This is a genomic window from Streptomyces sp. NPDC034084 (assembly GCF_055575535.1).
On the sequence record NZ_JBVISK010000002.1, the window covers coordinates 285,798 to 304,879 of the forward strand.

Genomic DNA, 19,082 nt, shown 5'->3' on the forward strand with positions numbered 1-19,082 from the left:
TCCCCGCGCACGGGCGGTAAGGTCGTGCATCGACGTGACGGACAGAGAACAGGGGTGGCGCGTGAAGCGGCCGACCATGGCGGACATCGCGCGCCGCGCCGGCGTGTCCAAGGTGGCCGTCTCGTACGCGCTCAACGACCAGCCGGGCGTCTCCGACGCCACCCGCGCCTCGATCAAGAGCATCGCGGCCGAGCTGGGCTGGCGCCCCAACAGCGCCGCCCGGACGCTCACCGGAGGCCGCGCGCAGGCGGTGGGACTCACCGTGCGCCGCCCGGCCCGGACGCTCGGGGTCGAGCCGTTCTTCATGGAGTTCATCAGCGGGGTCGAAAGCGTGCTGTCCGAGCGGTCGTACGCGCTGATGCTCCAGATGGTGGCCACCGAGGACGGCGAGATCGAGGTGTGCCGCCGCTGGTGGGGCGAGGGCCGGGTCGACGGAATGCTCCTGATGGACCTTCAGGCCGACGACGCCCGGCCGGCGGCCGTCGAGGAGCTCGGCATGCCCGCCGTGGCCGTCGGTCCGCCGGAGGTGTCCGGGTCGCTGCCGGCGGTCTGGTCGGACGACGGTCAGAGCGTCCAGGAGATCGTGCGCTACCTCGCCGTCCTCGGCCACCGGCGGATCGCCCGGGTCGCCGGGCCCGCCGCACTGGCCCACACGGCCGTCCGCGACGCCGCGCTGCGCGAGGCCTGCCAGGAGGCGGGCATCCCCCGGGCGCCGGTGATCCACACGGACTACACCGGCGACGAGGGGGCGCGGGCCGCCCGGGCGCTGTTGATCGCGCCGGAGCGGCCGACCGCGATCGTCTTCGACAACGACATCATGGCGGTGGCCGCGCTCTCCGTCGCCCAGGAGCTCCACCTCTCCATCCCGGCCGATCTGTCGATCGTGGCGTGGGACGAGTCCCCGCTGACGCAGGTCGTGCGGCCCACGCTGTCGGCGGTCACCCGGGACATCCCCGCCTACGGCGCCCACGCCGCCTCCGCGCTGCTCGCGCTCATCGCCGGGGAGCGGGTCGGCGACATCCGTGAGGGGCACGCCCGGTTCGTTCCCCGGGGCAGCACCTGCCCGCCCCCGGGGCGACGGCCCGACGCGCCCTGACGGAGCTGGGTGGCGCTACTTGGTGGCGCCCTGCGAGAAGCCGTTGTAGATCCACCGCTGGAGCAGCAGGAAGACGACGAGCGTCGGCAGGATGACGAGGATCGCGCCGGCCGAGATGGCCTCCCAGTGCGCCCCGAACGGCCCCTTGAAGCGGAAGAGCGCGGTGGAGATCGTGCCGAGGTCCTCGGAGTGCATGTACAGGAAGGGGATGTAGAAGTCGTTGTACGTCGTGATGCCCTTGATGATCACGACGGTGGCGATCGCCGGTTTGAGTAGCGGGAAGATGATCTTCCGGTAGATCGTGAAGGCGTTGGCGCCGTCGAGCCGGGCCGCTTCGTCCAGGGAGACCGGGATGCCCCGGATAAACTGGAGGAAGATGTAGACCGAGACGATGTCCGTGCCCATGTAGAGCAGGATCGGGGCCCAGCGGGTGTCGATGAGGCCGAAACCGCTGATGACCTGGAAGGTCGCGACCTGTGTGGTGACGCCGGGCACGAGCGTGGCGATCAGGAAGAGCGCCATGACGGCCTTCTTGGCGCGGAAGTCGAAGCGGTCGACGGCGTAGGCGGTCATCGAGCCGATGAGCACCGTGCCGCCGATGGAGAAGAAGAGGATGAACGCGGTGTTGCCGAAGGCCGTGAGCATGTCGCCGTCGGTGAACGCCGTGACGTAGTTGTCGAGGTTCAGCCAGTTCCCCGGCAGGGAGAGCGCTCCGCCCTCACCGACCTCCTTCGAGGTCTTGAGGGAAGTGAGGAGGACGACGGTCAGCGGCAGCAGGACCACCAAGGACGCGGCGATCAGCGACAGATAGGTCAGCACGGTCCCGACGGGGAGGCGGCGGCGCCGGGGTGCGCGGGCGGCTGCCGGGGCCGCGTGGGGATCGGCGATGAGGTCGGGGGTCATACGAGGTCCACCTTGTCGTCGGGCACGAGCCGGCGCTGTATCCAGGTGATCAGGAGGATGATCAGGAGCAGCACCACGGCCGCGGCCGAGGCCAGGCCGGTCTTGTTGAACTGGAACGCGAGCTTGATCGTCTGGATGACGAAGGTCTGGGTGCCGGTCGCGCCGCCGGTCATGATGTAGGGGATCTCGAAGACCGAGAGGGAGCCGGAGATCGCCAGGATGACGCTGAGGCTGATCACGGGCTTGATGCTCGGCGCGATGATGTGGCGGAACTGCTTCCACCGGCCGGCGCCGTCCAGTTCGGCCGCCTCGTACAGCTCGCCGGGGATGGACTGGATGGCGCCGAGGAAGAGGACGAAGTTCAGTCCGGTGAAACGCCAGACGGACACGCCCGCGAGGGAGATGTTGGCGGAGGTCGGGTCGCCGAGCCAGGGGTGGTCGGTGGTGACGCCGAGCCAGGACAGCACCGCGTCCAGGGTGCCGCCGTCCTGGAAGAAGTACAGGAAGACGAAGCCGATCGCGACGCCGTTGATGAGGTAGGGGAAGAAGAGGATCCCCTTGAAGAAGTTCCGGAACTTCAGGTTGAAGCTGAGCACCACGGCGAAGTAGAGCGCGACGGCGATCTGGACCACGGACGCGGCCAGGTAGTAGCCGCTGACGAAGAAGACCCGGAAGAGTTCGGGGCGGGTGAAGATCTGCACGTAGTTGTCGACACCGACGTACTGCCGGTCGGGGCTCACCCCGTCCCAGTCGGTGAAGCTGTACGAGATCATGCTCGCCACGGGGACGTAGGTGAACGTGATCAGGAGCGCCAGCGGGGCCGCGAGGAAGAGCCAGGGTGTGATCCGGCGGAGCGGCGAACGCCGCCAGGAACGGGGGCGCTTCGTCGCCGGGGTCCGGCGCCGGCCGGCGGCACGGTCTCCGCGCGACCTGCCTTCCCGGTCCCGCTCGTCGGTGGCGGACCGTCCGGCTCGCTCGTCCGTAGCGGGTCGTCCGTCGCCCTTGTCCGTGGCGGGCCGCCTGTCGCTCGTGTCCGGGGCGGCTCCCTTGTCTCGCTTGTCCGTGGCGGATCGCCGCGCCGGGGCGGCGTCCCCGGGAACGGCGTCGGTTGTCTCGGTCATGTCGGCCTTTCGTGTCCGCGACTGCGGGAGGTCAGGGGCCCCGGCCGGTGTCGTCCGGCCGGGGCCCGCTCCGCCGGTGGTCAGGAGCCGGCGGTCTTCGCCGCCTCGTCCCACCGCTCGTTCAGGTCGGCGAAGAAGTCCTCCAGGCTGCCCTTCGCCGCTCCCCGCGCGGTGTCGACGAGCTTCTGGCGGTAGTCGGGCTTGTTGAGACCGATCTCCGCCGCGTCGTCGATGTCGTTGACCGCGGCCGTCTTCGCCTCGGAGCGGTCGAAAAAGGTGACATCGTTGTCAACAAAATCCTTGAGAGTCGCCGGCATCGGAGCGGACTTGACCGCCGACACGACGCCCTCCTTCTCCGAGAACCCGGACTTCTCGGTGAACCAGTCGACCCAGGCGCGCGCCGCGGGCTTGTTCTCGGAGTAGATGCTGACGGCCTGCTGGTAGTCGGAGACGACGGCCGCGCAGAACCTGCCGTTCTTCTGGACCGGGAACGGCATGAAGCCGATGTCCTCGGGCCGGGCGCCCGCCTCGGCCGCCGCGCCCCGCATCTGGGTGATCGACCAGGAGCCCAGCATCATCGTGGCGATCTTGCCCTCGGCGAGCAGCGCCTTGGAGGCCTCCCAGTTGGTGGTCGTCGGGTCCTTCTCCGAGAGCCCCTGCTGGGCGATGTCGTACAAGAGGCCGTCGATGGTGCGGAGTTCGCCGCCCTCCTTCCACGGCGAGACCGGACCGGCCAGCTTGTCGCCCGCGTCCGCGTCGCAGCCGACCGAGCCGTTGTTGGCGGTCCACTGCACCAGTGGCCAGCCGTCCTTGAAGTTGGTGTAGTACGGGGTGGCGCCCGTTTTCTCCTTGATCGCCTTCAGGTCGGCGAGGAACTCCCGCGGCGTCTTCGGCCAGGCGGTGATGCCGGCCTTCCTCCAGAGCGCCTTGTTGTACACGAAGCCGTTGGCCGTGCCGAACTGGGCGATGCCGTAGATCTTGCCGTCCACCTCGGTCTTGTCGCCGAAGCGGTACTTCGACCCCAGCTCGGCCGCGGTCCCGAGGGGCGCGAAGAACTTCGGGTAGTCGTTCTTGGCCACGGCCCCGGGGATGAGGAGCACATCGCCGTACGCCTTGGCGTTCATACGGATCTTCACCTCGCCCTCGTAGTCGGTGATGCCGTCGAACGACACCTTGACCTTGGGGTAGATCTTGTTGAACTCGGCCGCGTACTGCTTCATGACCCCCTTCTGCACGAGGTCGGTCCGTTGGGTGAGGACCTTGATCTTGCCCTCGACCTGCTTCGGGTCGGACGGAGGGGCGGCCGTCTCACCGGTGACGGCGCCCCCTCCCCCGCCGCATCCGGCCACGGTCAGCATCGCGGCGGTCAGCAGCGCGCCCGTGAGCGCTCTCGACTTCTTGCCCATTGCCCAACTCCTTCAGGGTTACGGCTCAGGTCTACCGGTGGGATGTCGGCACTATGCCAGCCAGACGTGAACCGGTAAAGTACAGATTTCCAGCGCGATGCCCAATCGTTACCGCCACCTTTGAAAAGCATCGACAAGCGGGTCATCGTGCCTGGTTTCGCCACTGTCCGTCACTGAACCTTCCACTTCATCGGTTCATGGGCAGTCGCTCGACGGCGCAGACACCGGCGCCCCGCACACGCATCCGCTCCCCCGCCAGGCGATTGGAGTCGCACACCATGAAGGACGTCACCCAGCTGCACGAGGGCTGGCACCTGCGCCACGAGGGCGCACTGCTTCCGGCCACCGTCCCCGGCTGCGTCCACGCCGACCTGCTCGACGCGGGGGTGATAGCCGACCCGTTCCTCGGGCTCAACGAGACCGAGGTGGCGTGGGTGGGCCGACGGGCGTGGTCCTATGTCACCGAGCTGGCCCACGACAGCGGCCACGAGCGGTCCGAGCTCGTCTTCGACGGCCTCGACACCGCCGCCGAGATCCTCCTCGACGGGGCCTCTCTCGGCTCCACGCGCAATATGCACCGCGTCCACCGCTTCGACGTGACCGGGCGGACCGGCCCCCTGGAGGTGCGCTTCACCTCGGCGTACGAGGAGGCCGAGCGTGTCCGCGCGCTCACCGGCGACCGGCCCAACGTCTACCCCGAGCCCTTCCAGTACATCCGCAAGATGGCCTGCTCCTTCGGCTGGGACTGGGGGCCCACCGTCGTCACGGCCGGCATGTGGCGGCCGGTGCGGCTCGAGCACTGGTCCACCGCACGGCTCGCCGAGGTGCGCCCCCTGGTGACGGTCGACGGCCCGGACGGCCATGTCGAACTCCGGGTCCGCGTCGAGCGCACGGCGAACGGCGCGGGCCGCCCGCTGACCCTGCGGGCCGCAGTGGCGGACGTCGTCTCCGAGACCGTCTTCGACGGCGACGAGGCGGCCCTGACCTTCCGGGTCCCCGAGCCCCGGCTGTGGTGGCCGCGCGGCCACGGTGAACAACCGCTGTACGGGCTCGATGTGACGCTCCTCGACGAGCACGGAGGTACGCTCGACACCTGGGAGCGCCGCGTCGGTTTCCGTACGGTGACGGTCGACCGCTCCGCCGATGAGCACGGCACCGGCTTCACCTTCGTCGTCAACGGGGTACGGATCTTCGCGCGCGGGGTCAACTGGATCCCGGACGACGTCCTGCCCTCCCGGGTGACGCCCGAGCGCTACCGCACCCGGCTCACCCAGGCCGCCGCGGCCAACGTCGACCTGGTCAGGATCTGGGGCGGCGGCATCTACGAGGACGACGCCTTCTACGACGTCTGCGACGAGCTGGGGCTCATGGTCTGGCAGGACTTCCTCTTCGCCTGCGCCGCCTACCCGGAGGAGCAGCCCCTGCGCGGTGAGGTCGAGGCGGAGGCGCGTGACAACGTTATCCGGCTGATGTCGCACGCCAGCCTCGTCCTGTGGAACGGCAACAACGAGAACCTCTGGGGCTTCCGCGACTGGGACTGGGAGCGGCCGCTCGCGGGCGACTCCTGGGGCGAGGGCTACTACCTGGGCGTACTGCCCCGGATCGTCGCCGAACTGGACCCGACCCGCCCGTACACGGCGGGCAGCCCCTGGTCCGGTTCCTGGGACCACCACCCCAACGACCCCGCCCACGGCACCCACCACTCGTGGGAGGTGTGGAACCGGCAGGACTACGCCGTGTACCGGGCGGACGTGCCCCGCTTCTGCGCGGAGTTCGGCTGGCAGGCGCCACCCGCCCTGGCGACGCTGCGGCGGGCGCTGCCCGGTGAGGAGCTCGCCCCCGACTCCCCCGGCATGCTCCACCACCAGAAGGCCGAGGACGGCAACGGAAAGCTGAACCGCGGCATCGGACGGCACTTCGCCCCGCCGGAGAAGGACTTCGACCGCTGGCACTACCTGGCCCAGGTGCTCCAGGCACGGGCGGTGGCGGCCGGCATCGAGCACTGGCGGGCCAACTGGCCGGTGTGCGCGGGCACGGTGGTGTGGCAGCTCAACGACTGCTGGCCGGTCAGCTCCTGGGCGGCGATCGACGGTGACGGCCGCCTCAAGCCGCTCTACCACGAGCTGCGCCGGGTCTACGCGGACCGCCTGATCAGCCTCGTACCCGCCGAGGACGGGCCCGTGTTCGCCCTCGACAACCAGTCCGGCACCACCTGGCGCACCACGGTCACCCTGCGCCGGACGCACGCGGACGGCACCGTGCTGCGCGAGGACGCGTTCGCGATGGAAGCCGACGCGCGGACGGTCGTACGCCTCGTGCTGCCGGCCGTCCTTCTGCCGGGTCCGGAGTGCACCGACGAGTTCCTCGTCGCCGACGCCGACGGGCTGCGCGCGGTCTACTTCCCGGTCGTGGACAGGGAGTTCGCCTATCCTGCCCCGGAGTACGACGTACGGATCGAGCCCGTCGCGGGAAGCGACGACGTGGACGTGGTCGTCACGGCCCGGAGCCTGGTGCGGGACCTTCTCCTCCAGCCCGACCGTCTCTCGCCGGGGGCGCGCGCGGAGCGCGGTCTGCTCACCCTGCTCCCCGGGGAGGAGGCACGGATCACCGTCTCGGGCTGGACCGGAGCGGATGCGACCGCCGCGCGGAACGCCCTGTTCAGCGTGGGCTCCGCATGAGCGTCCCCGTCCCGCGCGTCACCATCAACGACGTCGCCGCACGGGCCGGGGTGTCCAAGGGCGCCGTCTCCATGGCGTTCAACAACCGGCCGGGGGTCTCGTCGGCGACCCGGGAGCGCATCTTCGAGGTCGCCAGGGAACTCGGCTGGGTCCCCCACCAGACCGCGCGGAACCTGTCCGGGCGGCGGACGGGCATCGTGGGCCTGGCGATCTGCCGCCCGGCCCGCCTGCTCGGCCTCGAACCGTTCTACATGGAGTTCATCTCCGGCATCGAGGACGTCCTGGCCGAGCGGTCGTGCTCGCTGCTGCTCCGTCTGGTCCGCGACCTGCCGGAGGAGACCGCGCTGTACGAGGAGTGGTGGCGCAGCCGGACGGTCGGCGGGGCGATCCTGGTCGACTTCCACCGGGACGACCCCCGCATCGCTCCGCTGCGGGCCCTCGGCATGCCGGCCGTCGCCGTCGGGCACCCGTCCCTCACCGGCGGGTTCCCCTCGGTCTGGACGGACGACGCCTCGGCGGCGGCGGACGCCGTGCGCTATCTCGCGGCGCTCGGCCACCGTCGGATCGCACGGGTGGGCGGCCCGGCCGACCTCGGGCACAGCGGCATCCGCGCCGCGGCGTTCGAGGCGACGATGGCCTCGCTCGGCCTCGACGGGAGCCGCCAGTCGGCCACCGGCTTCGCCGGGGAGGAGGGGGCCCGCGCGACGCGCAGCCTGCTCCTGGGCCCCGGCCGTCCGACGGCCATCGTGTACGACAACGACATCATGGCTGTCGCCGGGGCGGCGGTGGCGGCGGAGATGGGGCTCGCGGTCCCGGACGACGTGTCACTGCTCGCCTGGGACGACTCCCAACTGTGCCGGCTCACCCACCCGCCCCTGTCGGCGATGAGTCACGACGTCCACCACTTCGGGAAGCAGGTGGCACAGGCTCTCTTCGGGGTGATCGAGGGCACCCACAAGGGGGCGCTCCAGGTCCCGACGCCCTCGCTGACACCGAGGGGCTCGACGGGGCCGCCCCCGCGGACGTAAGGAGCCGGGCGCCGTGACGTGAGGCTGTACCTCCCTGGGAGGTACAGCCTCACGTCGTCACCAAGGGGGGCAGTTCCCGGTCACGTCTTCCGGGACCGCACGGGGCTGCGGAGAGGCGACCGTGGCGCGGAAGACCGTCCCCGCTCCGCTCATCGAGGCCTGGTCGGCGGCGGGCAGGTAGACGGACTGTCCGGGCCCGATGCGCAGGGTGCGCCCCGGGGCCTCGACGCTCACCTCTCCCTCCGTGCACAGGACGATCTGCGGAGCCCCCGCCCGGAGTCGGCGGACCGGTCCGGCCTCGTCCAGCCGGATCCGTGACAGCCGGAAGTCGTCGACGGGACTCGGGTAGACCTCCTCGCCGTCCTCGGGCCGGGGGACGAGGACGCGCGTCGGCTCGGCCGTGAAGCGTACGACCTTCATCAGCTCGGCCACGTCGACGTGCTTCGAAGTCAGCCCGCACCGCAGGACGTTGTCCGAGCCTGCCATGATCTCCACGCCGAGACCGGAGAGGTACGCGTGCGGGATCCCGGCCCCCAGGAAGAGGGCTTCCCCCGGCCGGAGTTCGACGGGGCGCAGCAGCAGGGCGGCCGGCAGTCCCGGGTCGCCCGGATGGGCGCGGGCGATCTCCGCGGAGGCGGAGAAGTCCGCACGGTACGCCCCCGGCCGGCCCGCGGCGGCCGTGACGGCGTCCGTCAGGGCAGCGACCAGGCCGGAGGGCGAGCGGAGGAAGGCGGAGAAGACCCGCTCCAGCGCCGCGGTCTCCGGAAGGGTGCGCAGGTCGTCCGTGAGGCCACGGAGCGCGGGGACGTCCAGCGCGTCCAGGAGGTCGGCGCAGTCCCGGGGGGTACGGAAGCCGCACAGGCCGCGGAACGGGGTGAGCGCGACGATCATCTCGGGCTTGTGGTGGGCGTCCCGGTAGTTCCGGTGCGGGGCGGTCAGGGGCACGCCGAGGGCCTCCTCGCGGGCGAAGCCCGCCTCCGCCTGGGCCCGGTCGGGGTGGACCTGGAGGGAGAGGGGCGCGTCGGCGGCCAGCAGTTTGAGGAGGAACGGCAGTCGGGGCCCGAAGCGGCGCAGGGTCGCCGCCCCGAGTTCGGCCGCCGGCTCGGCGGCGATGACCCGGTCCAGCGGCAGCAGGCCTTCGGCGCGGCGCACTTGGGACGGCGCGGCGGGATGTGCGCCCATCCACAGCTCGGCCTGGGGCCGGCCGGTGGGCTCGGTCCGCATCAGGCGCGGCAACGCGGTGAGGGAGCCCCAGGAGTAGGGCTGGATGGTGTTGAGGAGAAGGTCCACGGGTTCTTCCTGATCGACGGGGTGTCGGTCTTCCGGGTCTACTAGGGCTTCGTGCTCGACGCGTGGCTTCTTGATCGAGGGCGAATTCCTGATCGAGGGGGCGTGCTGTTCCAGGTCGACGGGGCTCGCCTTACTGATCGGGAGGCGCGCTGCAACGGTTCGGCGGCTCGACAGGCCTGCGGGCTGACGGGCTGACGGGCGGGGACGGCTGGACCGCTCGCCGGGCCGCCGGGCCGCCGGTTGGAAAGCCCGGCCGACGACTCGACGGTTGTACGGGCCGACCGACGCGCGAAGACGGCCCGCCGGTTGGGCAGGCCGACAGGCCGACAGGCCGACGGGCCGACGGGCCGAAGCACCGGCAGGCCGACTGGCCGACGGCTCGGCCGGGTCTCAGGCCGAGGACCGGCCGGGCACACCGCTCCCCCCGCGGGGCAGACCCGCCGCTGTCGCCCCCGCCGCGGCCGCCCCGATCAGGCCCGCGTCGAGGGCGAGGCCCGCCGGTACGACCGGGATGTCCCGGGTGAAGTCCAGCACCGCGTAGGCGGCGAGGTGGTGCCGCAGGGGGCCGAAGAGGAGTTCACCGGACTGGGCGACGCCGCCGCCGATGACCACGAGGTCGAGCTCGACCATGGCCGCCGTGGCCGCGATCGCCGCGGCCAGGGCGCGCCCGGCACGGTCGAACGCCGCGAGGGCGCGCCGGTCACCCGAACGGGCGGACGCGGCGACCTCCTGTGCCGTCACCTGGGCACCGGCCGCCGGTGCCCAGCCGGATTCGAGGGCGTGGGCGGCGATGGCCGTGCCACTGGCGAAGCGCTCGACGCATCCCCGGGCCCCGCACGGGCAGACGGGGCCGTTCTGGTCGACGCTGATGTGGCCGATGTGACCGGCGTTGCCGGAGGTGCCCGCGTGGAGCCTCCCTCCCAGGATGAGCCCGCCTCCGACGCCGGTGGAGACCACCATGCACAGCGCGTTGCCCACGCCCTTGGCCGCGCCCAGCCAGTGCTCGGCCGCGGTCATGGCCACCGCGTCGCCGACGAGAGCGGGTGGCATGCCGGAGGGCACCGCCGGGTGCGCCCGTACCCGGTCCACCAGCGGGAACGATCGCCAGGCGGGGATATTGACGGGACTTACCGTGCCCGCGACCGTGTCGACGGGTCCGGCGCTGCCGATGCCGAGGCAGGACAGGGAGGTCCACTCCGGGTGCGACGCCAACTCGTCGAGTACGGCGGAGACGGCGGCCATGAGCTCCTCGGCGGAGCCACGCGCCGGGGTGGGCCGCTGGGACCGGGCGAGCAGGCGGCCGTCCGTGTCCACGAGGGCCCCGGCGATCTTCGTGCCCCCGATGTCGAGCGCTCCGTACACCATCGCTTTCCGCCTTCCTGGATTCCGTTTGCGTGCCTCACTCTGCACAGCCTTGACAACGTTGTCTAGTAAACTGGTTCAGTCACGCGCCGAGCGGGCCTGAACCGGCCGGGGCCGCTCGGGCGGTCTCGGCGGACCGAGGCGGGGACCAGCCTGAGCCGCGTCGGAGATGGCTCGATAAAGTGGGGGACATGCCTCGTACTTCTCCTGCGGTCGCTCTCGACGCCCTGCTCGCCGGCAACCGACGTTTCGTCGCCGGCACCCCCGACCACCCCAACCAGGACGCCGCGCGTCGTGCGCAGCTCGCACCCGGACAGGAGCCGTTCGCGGTCATCCTCGGGTGCTCCGACTCCCGGCTCGCGGCGGAGATCATCTTCGACCAGGGGCTCGGGGACCTGTTCGTCGTGCGGACCGCGGGACACGTCCTGGGGGCCGAGGTGCTCGGCAGCGTCGAGTACGCCACGAGCGTCCTCGGCTGCCGGCTGGTCGTCGTCCTGGGCCACGACTCGTGCGGCGCCGTCGCGGCTGCCCGCGCCGCCGTGGAGGACGGCGCGCCGGCGGTCGGATTCGTGCGGGACGTGGTGGAGCGGGTGACGCCGAGTGTGCTCGCGGCCCGCGCCGCCGGCCTCACGGAGAACAGCGACATCATCGACGAACACATAAGGCACACGGCGCAGCTGCTCATGGACCGTTCCCGCGTCCTGGCGGAGCAGGTGGAGTCGGGCGAGGTCGCGGTCGTGGGCCTCGCCTACCAGCTCGCGGAGGGCAGCGCCCGGATGGTGACCTCGCACGGCGTCGAGAGCGCGGAGTGAGCGGTCCCGTGACCCAGCGCTTCGACTGCTCGGACGCGGCGGCCCGCTCGGCCGGCATCGACGCGGCGGTGTCCGCCCTCGGGCAGGGGCGTCTGGTCGTCCTGCCGACGGACACCGTCTACGGTGTCGGCGCCGACGCCTTCGACCCGCGGGCCGTCGCCGGTCTCCTTGCCGCGAAGGGGCGGGGCCGGCACAAGCCCTCCCCCGTGCTGGTCGGCTCGAAGGACGCGCTCGACGACCTGGTCGCGGAGCTGCCGAAGACGGCCGAGGACCTGATCGGGGCGTTCTGGCCGGGTGGCCTGACGCTGGTGCTCCGCCACCGCCCTTCGCTCTCCTGGGACCTGGGCGAGACCGGAGGCACCGTCGCCGTGCGGATGCCGGACCACCCGCTCGCCCTCGACCTGCTGGCCGCGGCCGGCCCGATGGCCGTCTCCAGCGCGAACCTCACCGACCGGCCCTCGCCGGAGGACTGCGACGCGGCCTTCGGGATGCTGGGCGACTCGGTGTCGGTGTACCTCGACGGCGGCCGGACCGCCGGTCCGGTGTCGTCGTCGATCGTCGACCTGACAGGTGACACCCCCGTCCTCGTACGGGAAGGCGTCCTGTCCGCCGCGGAGCTGCGAACGGTCGTCCCCGGACTGATCGCACCGTGACCACCGTCCCACGCTGACCCGCGTCCCCCGCCGGCGCCGTCGCTCCCCGTCACCGGGGGCGGCGGCGCCGTCGTGTCGCACGGCGGGCGGCCCCTCCCCAGGCGTCGGGTGGCCGCCGTCCCGGCGGGTGGGCGCGGGGCAGCGCGGGCACAGGCGCGCGTCAGCGGGAGCCGTACACCGGGTGCGGGGGCTCGGAGGCCGCGAGGAGTTTCAGGGTCGTCTCACCCGCCTCCGCCGGAGTCCAGCGGGCGCCCTTGTCGGCCGTGGGGCCGGGGCGCCAGCCCTCCATGACCGTGATCCGGCCGGCCTCCGCCTCGAAGACGCGGCCCGTGACGCCGGCCGAGGCGGCGGAGCCCAGCCAGACGACGAGGGGCGAGACGTTCTCCGGGGCCATCGCGTCGAAGCCGCCCCCCGACGGCGCGGCCATCGTCTCGGCGAAGGTCTGCTCGGTCATCCGGGTGCGGGCGGCCGGGGCGATGGCGTTGACCTGGACGCCGTAACGGGCCGTCTCGGCGGCGGCGACGAGCGTGAGTCCGACGATCCCGGCCTTCGCGGCGGCGTAGTTGCCCTGGCCGACGCTGCCGAGCAGCCCCGCGCCGGAGCTGGTGTTGACCACCCGCGCGCCGGGCGCGCGCCCGGCCTTGGCCTCCGCCCGCCAGTGCGCGACGGCGTGCTTGAGCGGCAGGAAGTGGCCCTTGAGATGGACGCGCATGACGGCGTCCCAGTCTTCCTCGTCGAGGTTGACCAGCATGCGGTCGCGCAGGAAGCCGGCGTTGTTGACGAGGGTGTCGAGTCGGCCGAAGGCGTCCAGGGCGGTGGCGACGAGCGCGGCGGCGCCGTCGGTGGTGGCGACGTCGCCGACGTGGGCGACCGCCTCTCCGCCCGACGCCGTGATCTCGTCGACGACCCGCTGGGCGGGCCCCGCGCCGCCTCCGGTGCCGTCGAGGCCGACGCCGAGGTCGTTGACGACGACCTTGGCGCCCTCGGCGGCGAAGGCGAGCGCGTGTGCGCGGCCGAGCCCCCGGCCGGCGCCGGTGACGATCACGACGCGCCCCTTGCACAGTCCTGTCATGGTGGCTGCCTTTCGGTGCGTGGGTTCAGTGGTTGACCGGGGCCGCGTCCAGGAAGGAGGGCCGCTCCCCGCCGCCGTGGACGAGCAGGCTCGCGCCGCTGATGTACGCGGCCCGGTCGGAGGCGAGGAAGACGCAGGCGTCGCCGATGTCGGCGGGTTCGGCGAGCCGGCCGAGCGGCACGGTGCGGCCGACGGAGGCGACCCCGTCCTCGTCCCCGTAGTGCAGGTGGGAGAGTTCGGTGCGCACCATGCCGGGGACGACCGTGTTGACCCGCACGAGCGGCGCCCATTCCACCGCCATGGACCGGGCGAGGTTGTCCAGGCCCGCCTTGGCGGCTCCGTAGGCGGCGCTGCCCGGTGAGGGGCGGGTGCCGCTGACGCTGCCGATCATGACGATGGCCCCGCCTCCGCGCTGATGCCGCATCACCTCGTACGCCGCGAGGGAGGCCGTCAGGGGGGCGACGAGGTTCAGCTCGACGACCCGGGCCTGCCGCTCGGCGCCCCCGTCGCCGAGCATCCGGAAGGGGGTTCCCCCGGCGTTGTTGACCAGGACGTCCAGCCGTCCGTGGTCGCCGCGCACCCGGTCGAAGAAGTCCGCGACGGCGGCGGTGTCGCGCAGGTCGACCGGGAAGAAGTGAGCGGCGCGCCCGGCCACCTCGACGGGCTGGTCGGGAGGCCGTCGTGCACAGATGACGACCTCCGCACCGGCTTCGAGCAGGGCTCGGGTGACGCCGGCGCCGACACCCCGGGTCCCGCCGGTGACGATGGCGACGGATCCCGACAGATCGATGGTGACTGGCAAGGGACACCTCCCGCAGTGCGCGAACCGCTGCTATCTTCACCTAACAAACGTTTGGTGGAAAGGTAGCTGATCTGCTGATGGGTGTCTCCACCTCCGCCACGGACCAGGGCGTCGCCGTCGTCACCGTCGACTTCCCCCCGGTCAACGCCCTCCCCGTACAGGGCTGGTACGAGCTCGCCGTCGCGGTGCGAGCCGCCGGAACCGATCCCGAGGTGCGCTGCGTCGTGCTCACGGCGGAGGGCCGCGGCTTCAACGCGGGCGTCGACATCAAGGAGATCCAGCGCGCGTCCGGACACGACGCCCTCCTGGGCGCCAACCGCGGCTGTTACGAGGCCTTCGCCGCCGTCTACGACTGCGAGGTGCCGGTCGTCGCCGCCGTGCACGGCTTCTGCCTCGGCGGCGGCATCGGCCTGGTCGGCAACGCCGACGCGATCGTCGCCTCCGAGGACGCGGCCTTCGGCCTCCCCGAACTGGACCGGGGCGCGCTCGGCGCGGCCACGCACCTGGCCCGGCTCGTCCCGCAGCAGCTGATGCGGGCCCTCTACTACACCTCGCGCACGGTCACCGCGGAGGAGCTGCACCGGCACGGCTCGGTCTGGCGGGTCGTCCCGCGCGAGCGGCTGCTCGACGCGGCGCTCGAACTCGCGCGGGAGATCGCCGCCAAGGACGGACAGCTGATCCGGCTCGCGAAGGCCGCGATCAACGGCATCGATCCGGTGGACGTCCGCCGCAGTTACCGCTTCGAGCAGGGGTTCACCTTCGAGGCCAATCTCAGCGGCGTCGCCGACCGGGTCCGCGACACCTTCGGCGAGGACCATGCCATCGGCAGGAGCGACGCCACCGCCACAGACAAGGAGCAGCGGTCGTGAGCCGGGACAAGACGATGACCACCGAGGAGGTCGTGGGCCGCCTCGAGAGCGGAATGACGATCGGCATCGGCGGCTGGGGCTCGCGGCGCAAGCCGATGGCACTGGTACGGGCGCTGCTGCGGTCCGACCTCACCGATCTGACCGTGGTCTCGTACGGGGGCCCGGACGTCGGACTGCTCGCCGCCGCCGGGAGGATCCGCAAGCTGGTCGCGGCCTTCGCCACGCTCGACTCCATCCCCCTGGAGCCGCACTTCGGGGCGGCCCGGCAGCGCGGCGCGTTCGAACTCGTGGAGCTGGACGAGGCGATGGTCATGTGGGGCCTGACGGCCGCCGTGCACCGGCTGCCGTTCATGCCCATCCGCGCCGGGCTCGCCTCGGACGTGATGACGGTCAACCCAGCGCTACGGACCGTGACATCACCGTACGGCGACCGCGAGGAGCTCGTCGCCGTCCCCGCGCTGCGTCTGGACGCCGCCCTCGTCCACCTGAACCGTGCCGACGCGCACGGCAACGGCCAGTACCTCGGCCCCGACCCGTACTTCGACGACCTGTTCTGCGAGGCCGCCGACACCGCGTACGTCTCCTGCGAGCGGATCGTGGAGACCCAGGAGCTGCTCAAGGACGCGGGGCCGCAGTCGCTGCTGCTCAAGCGGGCGTTCGTCGACGGGGTCGTGGAGACCCCGAACGGCGCCCACTTCACCTCCTGCGCCCCCGACTACGACCGCGACGAGGCCTTCCAGCGCGCCTACGTCACGGCGGCCCGCGACCCGGAGGCCTGGCGGGAGTTCACCGCCCGGTTCCTGTCCGGCGACGAGGAGGCCTACCAGGCCGCGGTCGCGGCGTTCCAGAAGGAGGAAGCGTGAGCGTCACCGACAGCACCACCACGGCCACGCGGGCCGAGTACTGCGTCGTCGCCTGCGCCGAGGCCTGGCGGGACGCGGGCGAGGTCCTGGCCAGTCCGATGGGCACGGTCCCGACGATCGGCGCCCGCCTCGCGAAGCTCACCTTCTCCCCCGACCTGCTGCTGACCGACGGGGAGGCGCTGCTCATCGCCGACGTCCCGGCGGTCGGCTCCACACCCGGGGTGGTGGAGGGCTGGCTGCCCTACCGTCAGCACCTCGCCCTGGTCGCCACCGGACGTCGGCACGTGATGATGGGCGCGAGTCAGCTCGACCGGTACGGCAACCAGAACATCAGCTGCGTCGGCGACTGGGCGCGGCCGAAGCGCCAGCTCCTCGGCGTGCGCGGCGCTCCCGTCAACACCTTGAACAACCCGACCAGTTACTGGATCCCCAAGCACTCGACGCGCGTCTTCGTCGAGCAGGTCGACATGGTCTGCGGCGTCGGTTACGACCGGGCGGCCGCGGCCGGCCCCTCCGCGACCCGCTACCACCGACTCCCGGACGTCATCAGCAACCTGGGCGTCTTCGACTTCGAGACCCCGGACCGCACCATGCGACTGCGCTCGCTGCACCCGGGCGTCACGGTCGAGGAGGTCCTGGATGCCACCGGCTTCGCGCTGACCGTCCCCGACGAGGTGCCGCACACCCGCGAGCCCACTGCCCCCGAACTGTGGCTGATCCGACAGGAGATCGACCCGAAGGGACTGCGCGACCGGGAGGTCCCCTCATGAGCGACGACACGATCGCCACCCCGTTCACCGCACTCGTCGGGGTGCGGCACCCCGTCGTGCAGACCGGCATGGGGTGGGTCGCCGGTCCCCGCCTGGTCTCGGCCTCCGCGAACGCCGGCGCGCTCGGGATCCTGGCCTCGGCGACGATGACCGTCGACCAGCTCCGGTCCGCGGTGCGCGAGGTCGCGTCCCGTACCGACGCGCCCTTCGGAGTGAACCTGCGCGCGGACGCCGGGGACGCGGACGAACGCGTACGGATCATCGTGGAGGAGGGCGTGAAGGTCGCCTCGTTCGCGCTCGCGCCCTCCCGCGAGCTGATCGCCCGCCTCAAGGACGCGGGCGTCGTCGTCATCCCCTCCGTCGGAGCCAGGCGGCACGCCGAGAAGGTCGCCTCGTGGGGCGCCGACGCGGTGATCGTGCAGGGCGGGGAGGGCGGCGGCCACACCGGCAGCGTCGCCACCACCGTTCTCCTCCCGCAGGTCGTGGACGCCGTGGACATCCCGGTCGTCGCCGCCGGCGGCTTCCACGACGGGCGCGGCCTGGTCGCCGCCCTGGCCTACGGCGCGGCCGGGATCGCCATGGGCACGCGCTTCCTGCTCACCTCCGACAGCACGGTCCCCGACGCGGTGAAGGCCCGGTACCTCGCCGCAGCGGTCACGGACGTCACCGTCACCACGAAGGTGGACGGACTGCCGCACCGGCTGCTGCGCACGGAGCTGGTCGAGGCCCTGGAGCGCTCGGGCCATGCCGCCTCGCTGCTGCGGGCCGTCCGGCATGCGGCGGCCTTCCGGCGCGAGTCGGGCCTGAGCTGGGCGCAGATGGTCCGGGACGGCCTGGCGATGAAACACGGCAAGGACCTCACCTGGAGCCAGATCCTGCTGGCCGCCAACACCCCGATGCTGCTCAAGGCGTCCATGGTCGAGGGCCGTACCGACCTGGGCGTGATGGCCTCCGGGCAGGTCGCGGGGCTGATCGACGACCTGCCGTCCTGCGCCGAACTCGTCGAACGCCTCATGGCCGAGGCACGGGCCACGCTCGACGCCCTCCCTGTCGCGGACTGACCAGCCAGGAGGGTCGCCGGAAGGGCGGCCCCTCGCACGCGCCGGGGTGCCCTCCCCCGGCGGACCGGCCTCACCCGATCACACCGTCCGACTGAGGACGTCGCCGCCGTCCTCGCGAGCGTCAGAGGCGCTCGATGATGGTGACGTTGGCCTGGCCGCCGCCCTCGCACATGGTCTGCAGGCCGTAGCGGCCGCCCGTGCGCTCCAGTTCGTGCAGCAGGGTCGTCGTCAACTTGGTGCCGGTCGCGCCCAGCGGGTGCCCGAGGGCGATGGCGCCGCCGTTGACGTTGACCTTCTCCGGGTCCGCGCCGGTCTCCTTGAGCCAGGCCAGGACGACCGGGGCGAAGGCCTCGTTGATCTCGACCAGGTCGATGTCGTCGAGCGTCATCCCGGCCTTCTTCAGCGCGTACGCCGTCGCCGGGATCGGGGCGGAGAGCATACGGATCGGGTCCTCGCCCCGGACGGACAGGTGGTGGACGCGGGCGCGCGGCGTCAGGCCGTGTTCCCGTACGGCGCGTTCCGAGGCGATCAGCAGCGCGGATGCACCGTCGGAGACCTGCGAGGAGACCGCGGCGGTCAGCCGGCCGCCCTCGACCAGCGGCTTCAGACCGGCCATCTTCTCCAGGGTGGTGTCGCGGCGCGGGCCCTCGTCGGTGGTGACGTCGCCGTACGGGACGATCTCCCGGTCGAAGCGGCCCTCGTCGATCGCGCGGACGGCCCGCCGGTGCGAGCGCAGGGCGAACTCCTCCATGTCACGGCGGGAGACGTCCCACTTGGCGGCGATGAGTTCGGCGCCGTGGAACTGGTTGACCGGCTGGTCGCCGTAGCGGGCGCGCCAGCCCACCGAGCCCGCGTACGGGCCGTCGGTGAGGCCGAGCGGGTCGGCGGCCTGGCGGCTCGCGTAGGCGATGGGGATCATCGACATGTTCTGCACGCCGCCCGCGACCACCAGGTCCTGGGTGCCGGACAGGACGCCCTGTGCGGCGAAGTGCAGGGCCTGCTGGGAGGAGCCGCACTGCCGGTCCACGGTCGTTCCGGGCACCTCCTCGGGCAGTCCGGCTGCCAGCCAGCAGGAGCGGGCTATGTCACCGGCCTGCGGGCCGACGGTGTCCAGGCAGCCGAAGACGACGTCCTCGACGGCGGCCGGGTCGGCACCCGAGCGCTCCATCAGCGCCGTGAGCACATGGGCGCCGAGGTCGGCCGGGTGGACGGCGGACAGCCCACCGTTCCGCCTGCCGACCGGGGTGCGTACCGCTTCGACGATGTAGGCCTCGGTCATGGTCACTCCCTCTTCGT

Annotated in this window: 17 protein-coding genes; 9 read left to right on the forward strand and 8 right to left on the reverse strand. The window is 72.1% G+C overall.

Annotation, left to right across the window (positions count from 1 at the left end; translation table 11 throughout):
• The first annotated feature begins 61 nt into the window (after nt 1-61).
• Entirely contained in the window at nt 62-1,096 is a 1,035-nt protein-coding gene (locus ACZ51I_RS06690; RefSeq protein WP_468872016.1) for a LacI family DNA-binding transcriptional regulator, read from the forward strand.
• A 15-nt stretch (nt 1,097-1,111) separates the two neighbouring features.
• Here the strand turns inward: ACZ51I_RS06690 and ACZ51I_RS06695 are convergent, their stop codons facing one another.
• The 3 genes from ACZ51I_RS06695 to ACZ51I_RS06705 all read right to left on the reverse strand — a co-directional run bounded on the left by ACZ51I_RS06695 (nt 1,112) and on the right by ACZ51I_RS06705 (nt 4,526).
• Entirely contained in the window at nt 1,112-1,999 is an 888-nt protein-coding gene (locus ACZ51I_RS06695) for a carbohydrate ABC transporter permease (protein WP_468872017.1), read from the reverse strand.
• Nucleotides 1,996-3,120: a carbohydrate ABC transporter permease gene (locus ACZ51I_RS06700; RefSeq protein ID WP_468872018.1), complete on the reverse strand. Its 1,125-nt coding sequence runs from the start codon at nt 3,118-3,120 to the stop codon at nt 1,996-1,998. Before ACZ51I_RS06700 ends, ACZ51I_RS06695 begins: the two co-directional genes overlap by 4 nt.
• A gap of 80 nt (nt 3,121-3,200) precedes the next feature.
• Entirely contained in the window at nt 3,201-4,526 is a 1,326-nt protein-coding gene (locus ACZ51I_RS06705; protein WP_468872019.1) for an ABC transporter substrate-binding protein, read from the reverse strand.
• A gap of 278 nt (nt 4,527-4,804) precedes the next feature.
• Here ACZ51I_RS06705 and ACZ51I_RS06710 point away from each other — a divergent pair, with 278 nt between their 5' ends.
• The gene (locus tag ACZ51I_RS06710) at nt 4,805-7,204 is read left to right on the forward strand and encodes a glycoside hydrolase family 2 protein (RefSeq protein WP_468872021.1); all 2,400 of its coding nucleotides are present in this window, start codon (nt 4,805-4,807) and stop codon (nt 7,202-7,204) included.
• Nucleotides 7,201-8,232 (forward strand): LacI family DNA-binding transcriptional regulator, encoded by a 1,032-nt coding sequence (locus ACZ51I_RS06715; protein ID WP_468872022.1) that lies wholly within the window; start codon nt 7,201-7,203, stop codon nt 8,230-8,232. The genes ACZ51I_RS06710 and ACZ51I_RS06715 overlap by 4 nt, the downstream gene beginning before the upstream one ends.
• 57 nt (nt 8,233-8,289) lie before the next feature.
• On the opposite strand, the gene manA is transcribed toward ACZ51I_RS06715, so the two are convergent.
• Nucleotides 8,290-9,522 (reverse strand): mannose-6-phosphate isomerase, class I, encoded by a 1,233-nt coding sequence (gene manA, locus ACZ51I_RS06720; protein WP_468872024.1) that lies wholly within the window; start codon nt 9,520-9,522, stop codon nt 8,290-8,292.
• A 390-nt stretch (nt 9,523-9,912) separates the two neighbouring features.
• The gene (locus ACZ51I_RS06725) at nt 9,913-10,887 is read right to left on the reverse strand and encodes an ROK family protein (RefSeq protein WP_468872025.1); all 975 of its coding nucleotides are present in this window, start codon (nt 10,885-10,887) and stop codon (nt 9,913-9,915) included.
• Between the two features lie 188 nt (nt 10,888-11,075).
• Between ACZ51I_RS06725 and ACZ51I_RS06730 the strand changes: the two genes are divergently transcribed.
• Together ACZ51I_RS06730 and ACZ51I_RS06735 are read left to right on the forward strand one after the other, a co-directional pair.
• Nucleotides 11,076-11,696: a carbonic anhydrase gene (locus ACZ51I_RS06730; RefSeq protein WP_468872026.1), complete on the forward strand. Its 621-nt coding sequence runs from the start codon at nt 11,076-11,078 to the stop codon at nt 11,694-11,696.
• 8 nt (nt 11,697-11,704) lie between these two features.
• On the forward strand, nt 11,705-12,349 hold the full coding sequence (locus tag ACZ51I_RS06735; RefSeq protein WP_468872028.1) for an L-threonylcarbamoyladenylate synthase: 645 nt from the start codon (nt 11,705-11,707) through the stop codon (nt 12,347-12,349).
• 160 nt (nt 12,350-12,509) lie between these two features.
• On the opposite strand, the gene ACZ51I_RS06740 is transcribed toward ACZ51I_RS06735, so the two are convergent.
• The gene (locus ACZ51I_RS06740; protein WP_468872030.1) at nt 12,510-13,421 is read right to left on the reverse strand and encodes an SDR family oxidoreductase; all 912 of its coding nucleotides are present in this window, start codon (nt 13,419-13,421) and stop codon (nt 12,510-12,512) included.
• A 25-nt stretch (nt 13,422-13,446) separates the two neighbouring features.
• The gene (locus ACZ51I_RS06745) at nt 13,447-14,223 is read right to left on the reverse strand and encodes an SDR family oxidoreductase (protein ID WP_468872031.1); all 777 of its coding nucleotides are present in this window, start codon (nt 14,221-14,223) and stop codon (nt 13,447-13,449) included.
• Between the two features lie 77 nt (nt 14,224-14,300).
• Here ACZ51I_RS06745 and ACZ51I_RS06750 point away from each other — a divergent pair, with 77 nt between their 5' ends.
• From ACZ51I_RS06750 to ACZ51I_RS06765, 4 genes are read left to right on the forward strand one after another with little or no spacing between them, the layout of a single operon-like run.
• Nucleotides 14,301-15,092 (forward strand): enoyl-CoA hydratase family protein, encoded by a 792-nt coding sequence (locus ACZ51I_RS06750; protein WP_468872033.1) that lies wholly within the window; start codon nt 14,301-14,303, stop codon nt 15,090-15,092.
• Nucleotides 15,093-15,106: 14 nt separating this feature from the next.
• Nucleotides 15,107-15,955 carry a CoA transferase subunit A gene (locus tag ACZ51I_RS06755; protein ID WP_468873785.1) on the forward strand — a complete coding sequence of 283 codons (849 nt, stop codon included), beginning with the start codon at nt 15,107-15,109 and terminating at the stop codon, nt 15,953-15,955.
• A complete protein-coding gene (locus ACZ51I_RS06760) occupies nt 15,952-16,725 on the forward strand; it encodes a CoA-transferase subunit beta (RefSeq protein WP_468872034.1) in 774 nt (257 codons plus the stop codon). Before ACZ51I_RS06755 ends, ACZ51I_RS06760 begins: the two co-directional genes overlap by 4 nt.
• Nucleotides 16,722-17,786 carry an NAD(P)H-dependent flavin oxidoreductase gene (locus tag ACZ51I_RS06765; RefSeq protein WP_468872035.1) on the forward strand — a complete coding sequence of 355 codons (1,065 nt, stop codon included), beginning with the start codon at nt 16,722-16,724 and terminating at the stop codon, nt 17,784-17,786. The genes ACZ51I_RS06760 and ACZ51I_RS06765 overlap by 4 nt, the downstream gene beginning before the upstream one ends.
• A gap of 121 nt (nt 17,787-17,907) precedes the next feature.
• Here the strand turns inward: ACZ51I_RS06765 and ACZ51I_RS06770 are convergent, their stop codons facing one another.
• Nucleotides 17,908-19,065, reverse strand: a complete 1,158-nt coding sequence (locus ACZ51I_RS06770; protein ID WP_468872037.1) for an acetyl-CoA C-acetyltransferase — start codon at nt 19,063-19,065, stop codon at nt 17,908-17,910.
• Nucleotides 19,066-19,082: the final 17 nt, after the last annotated feature.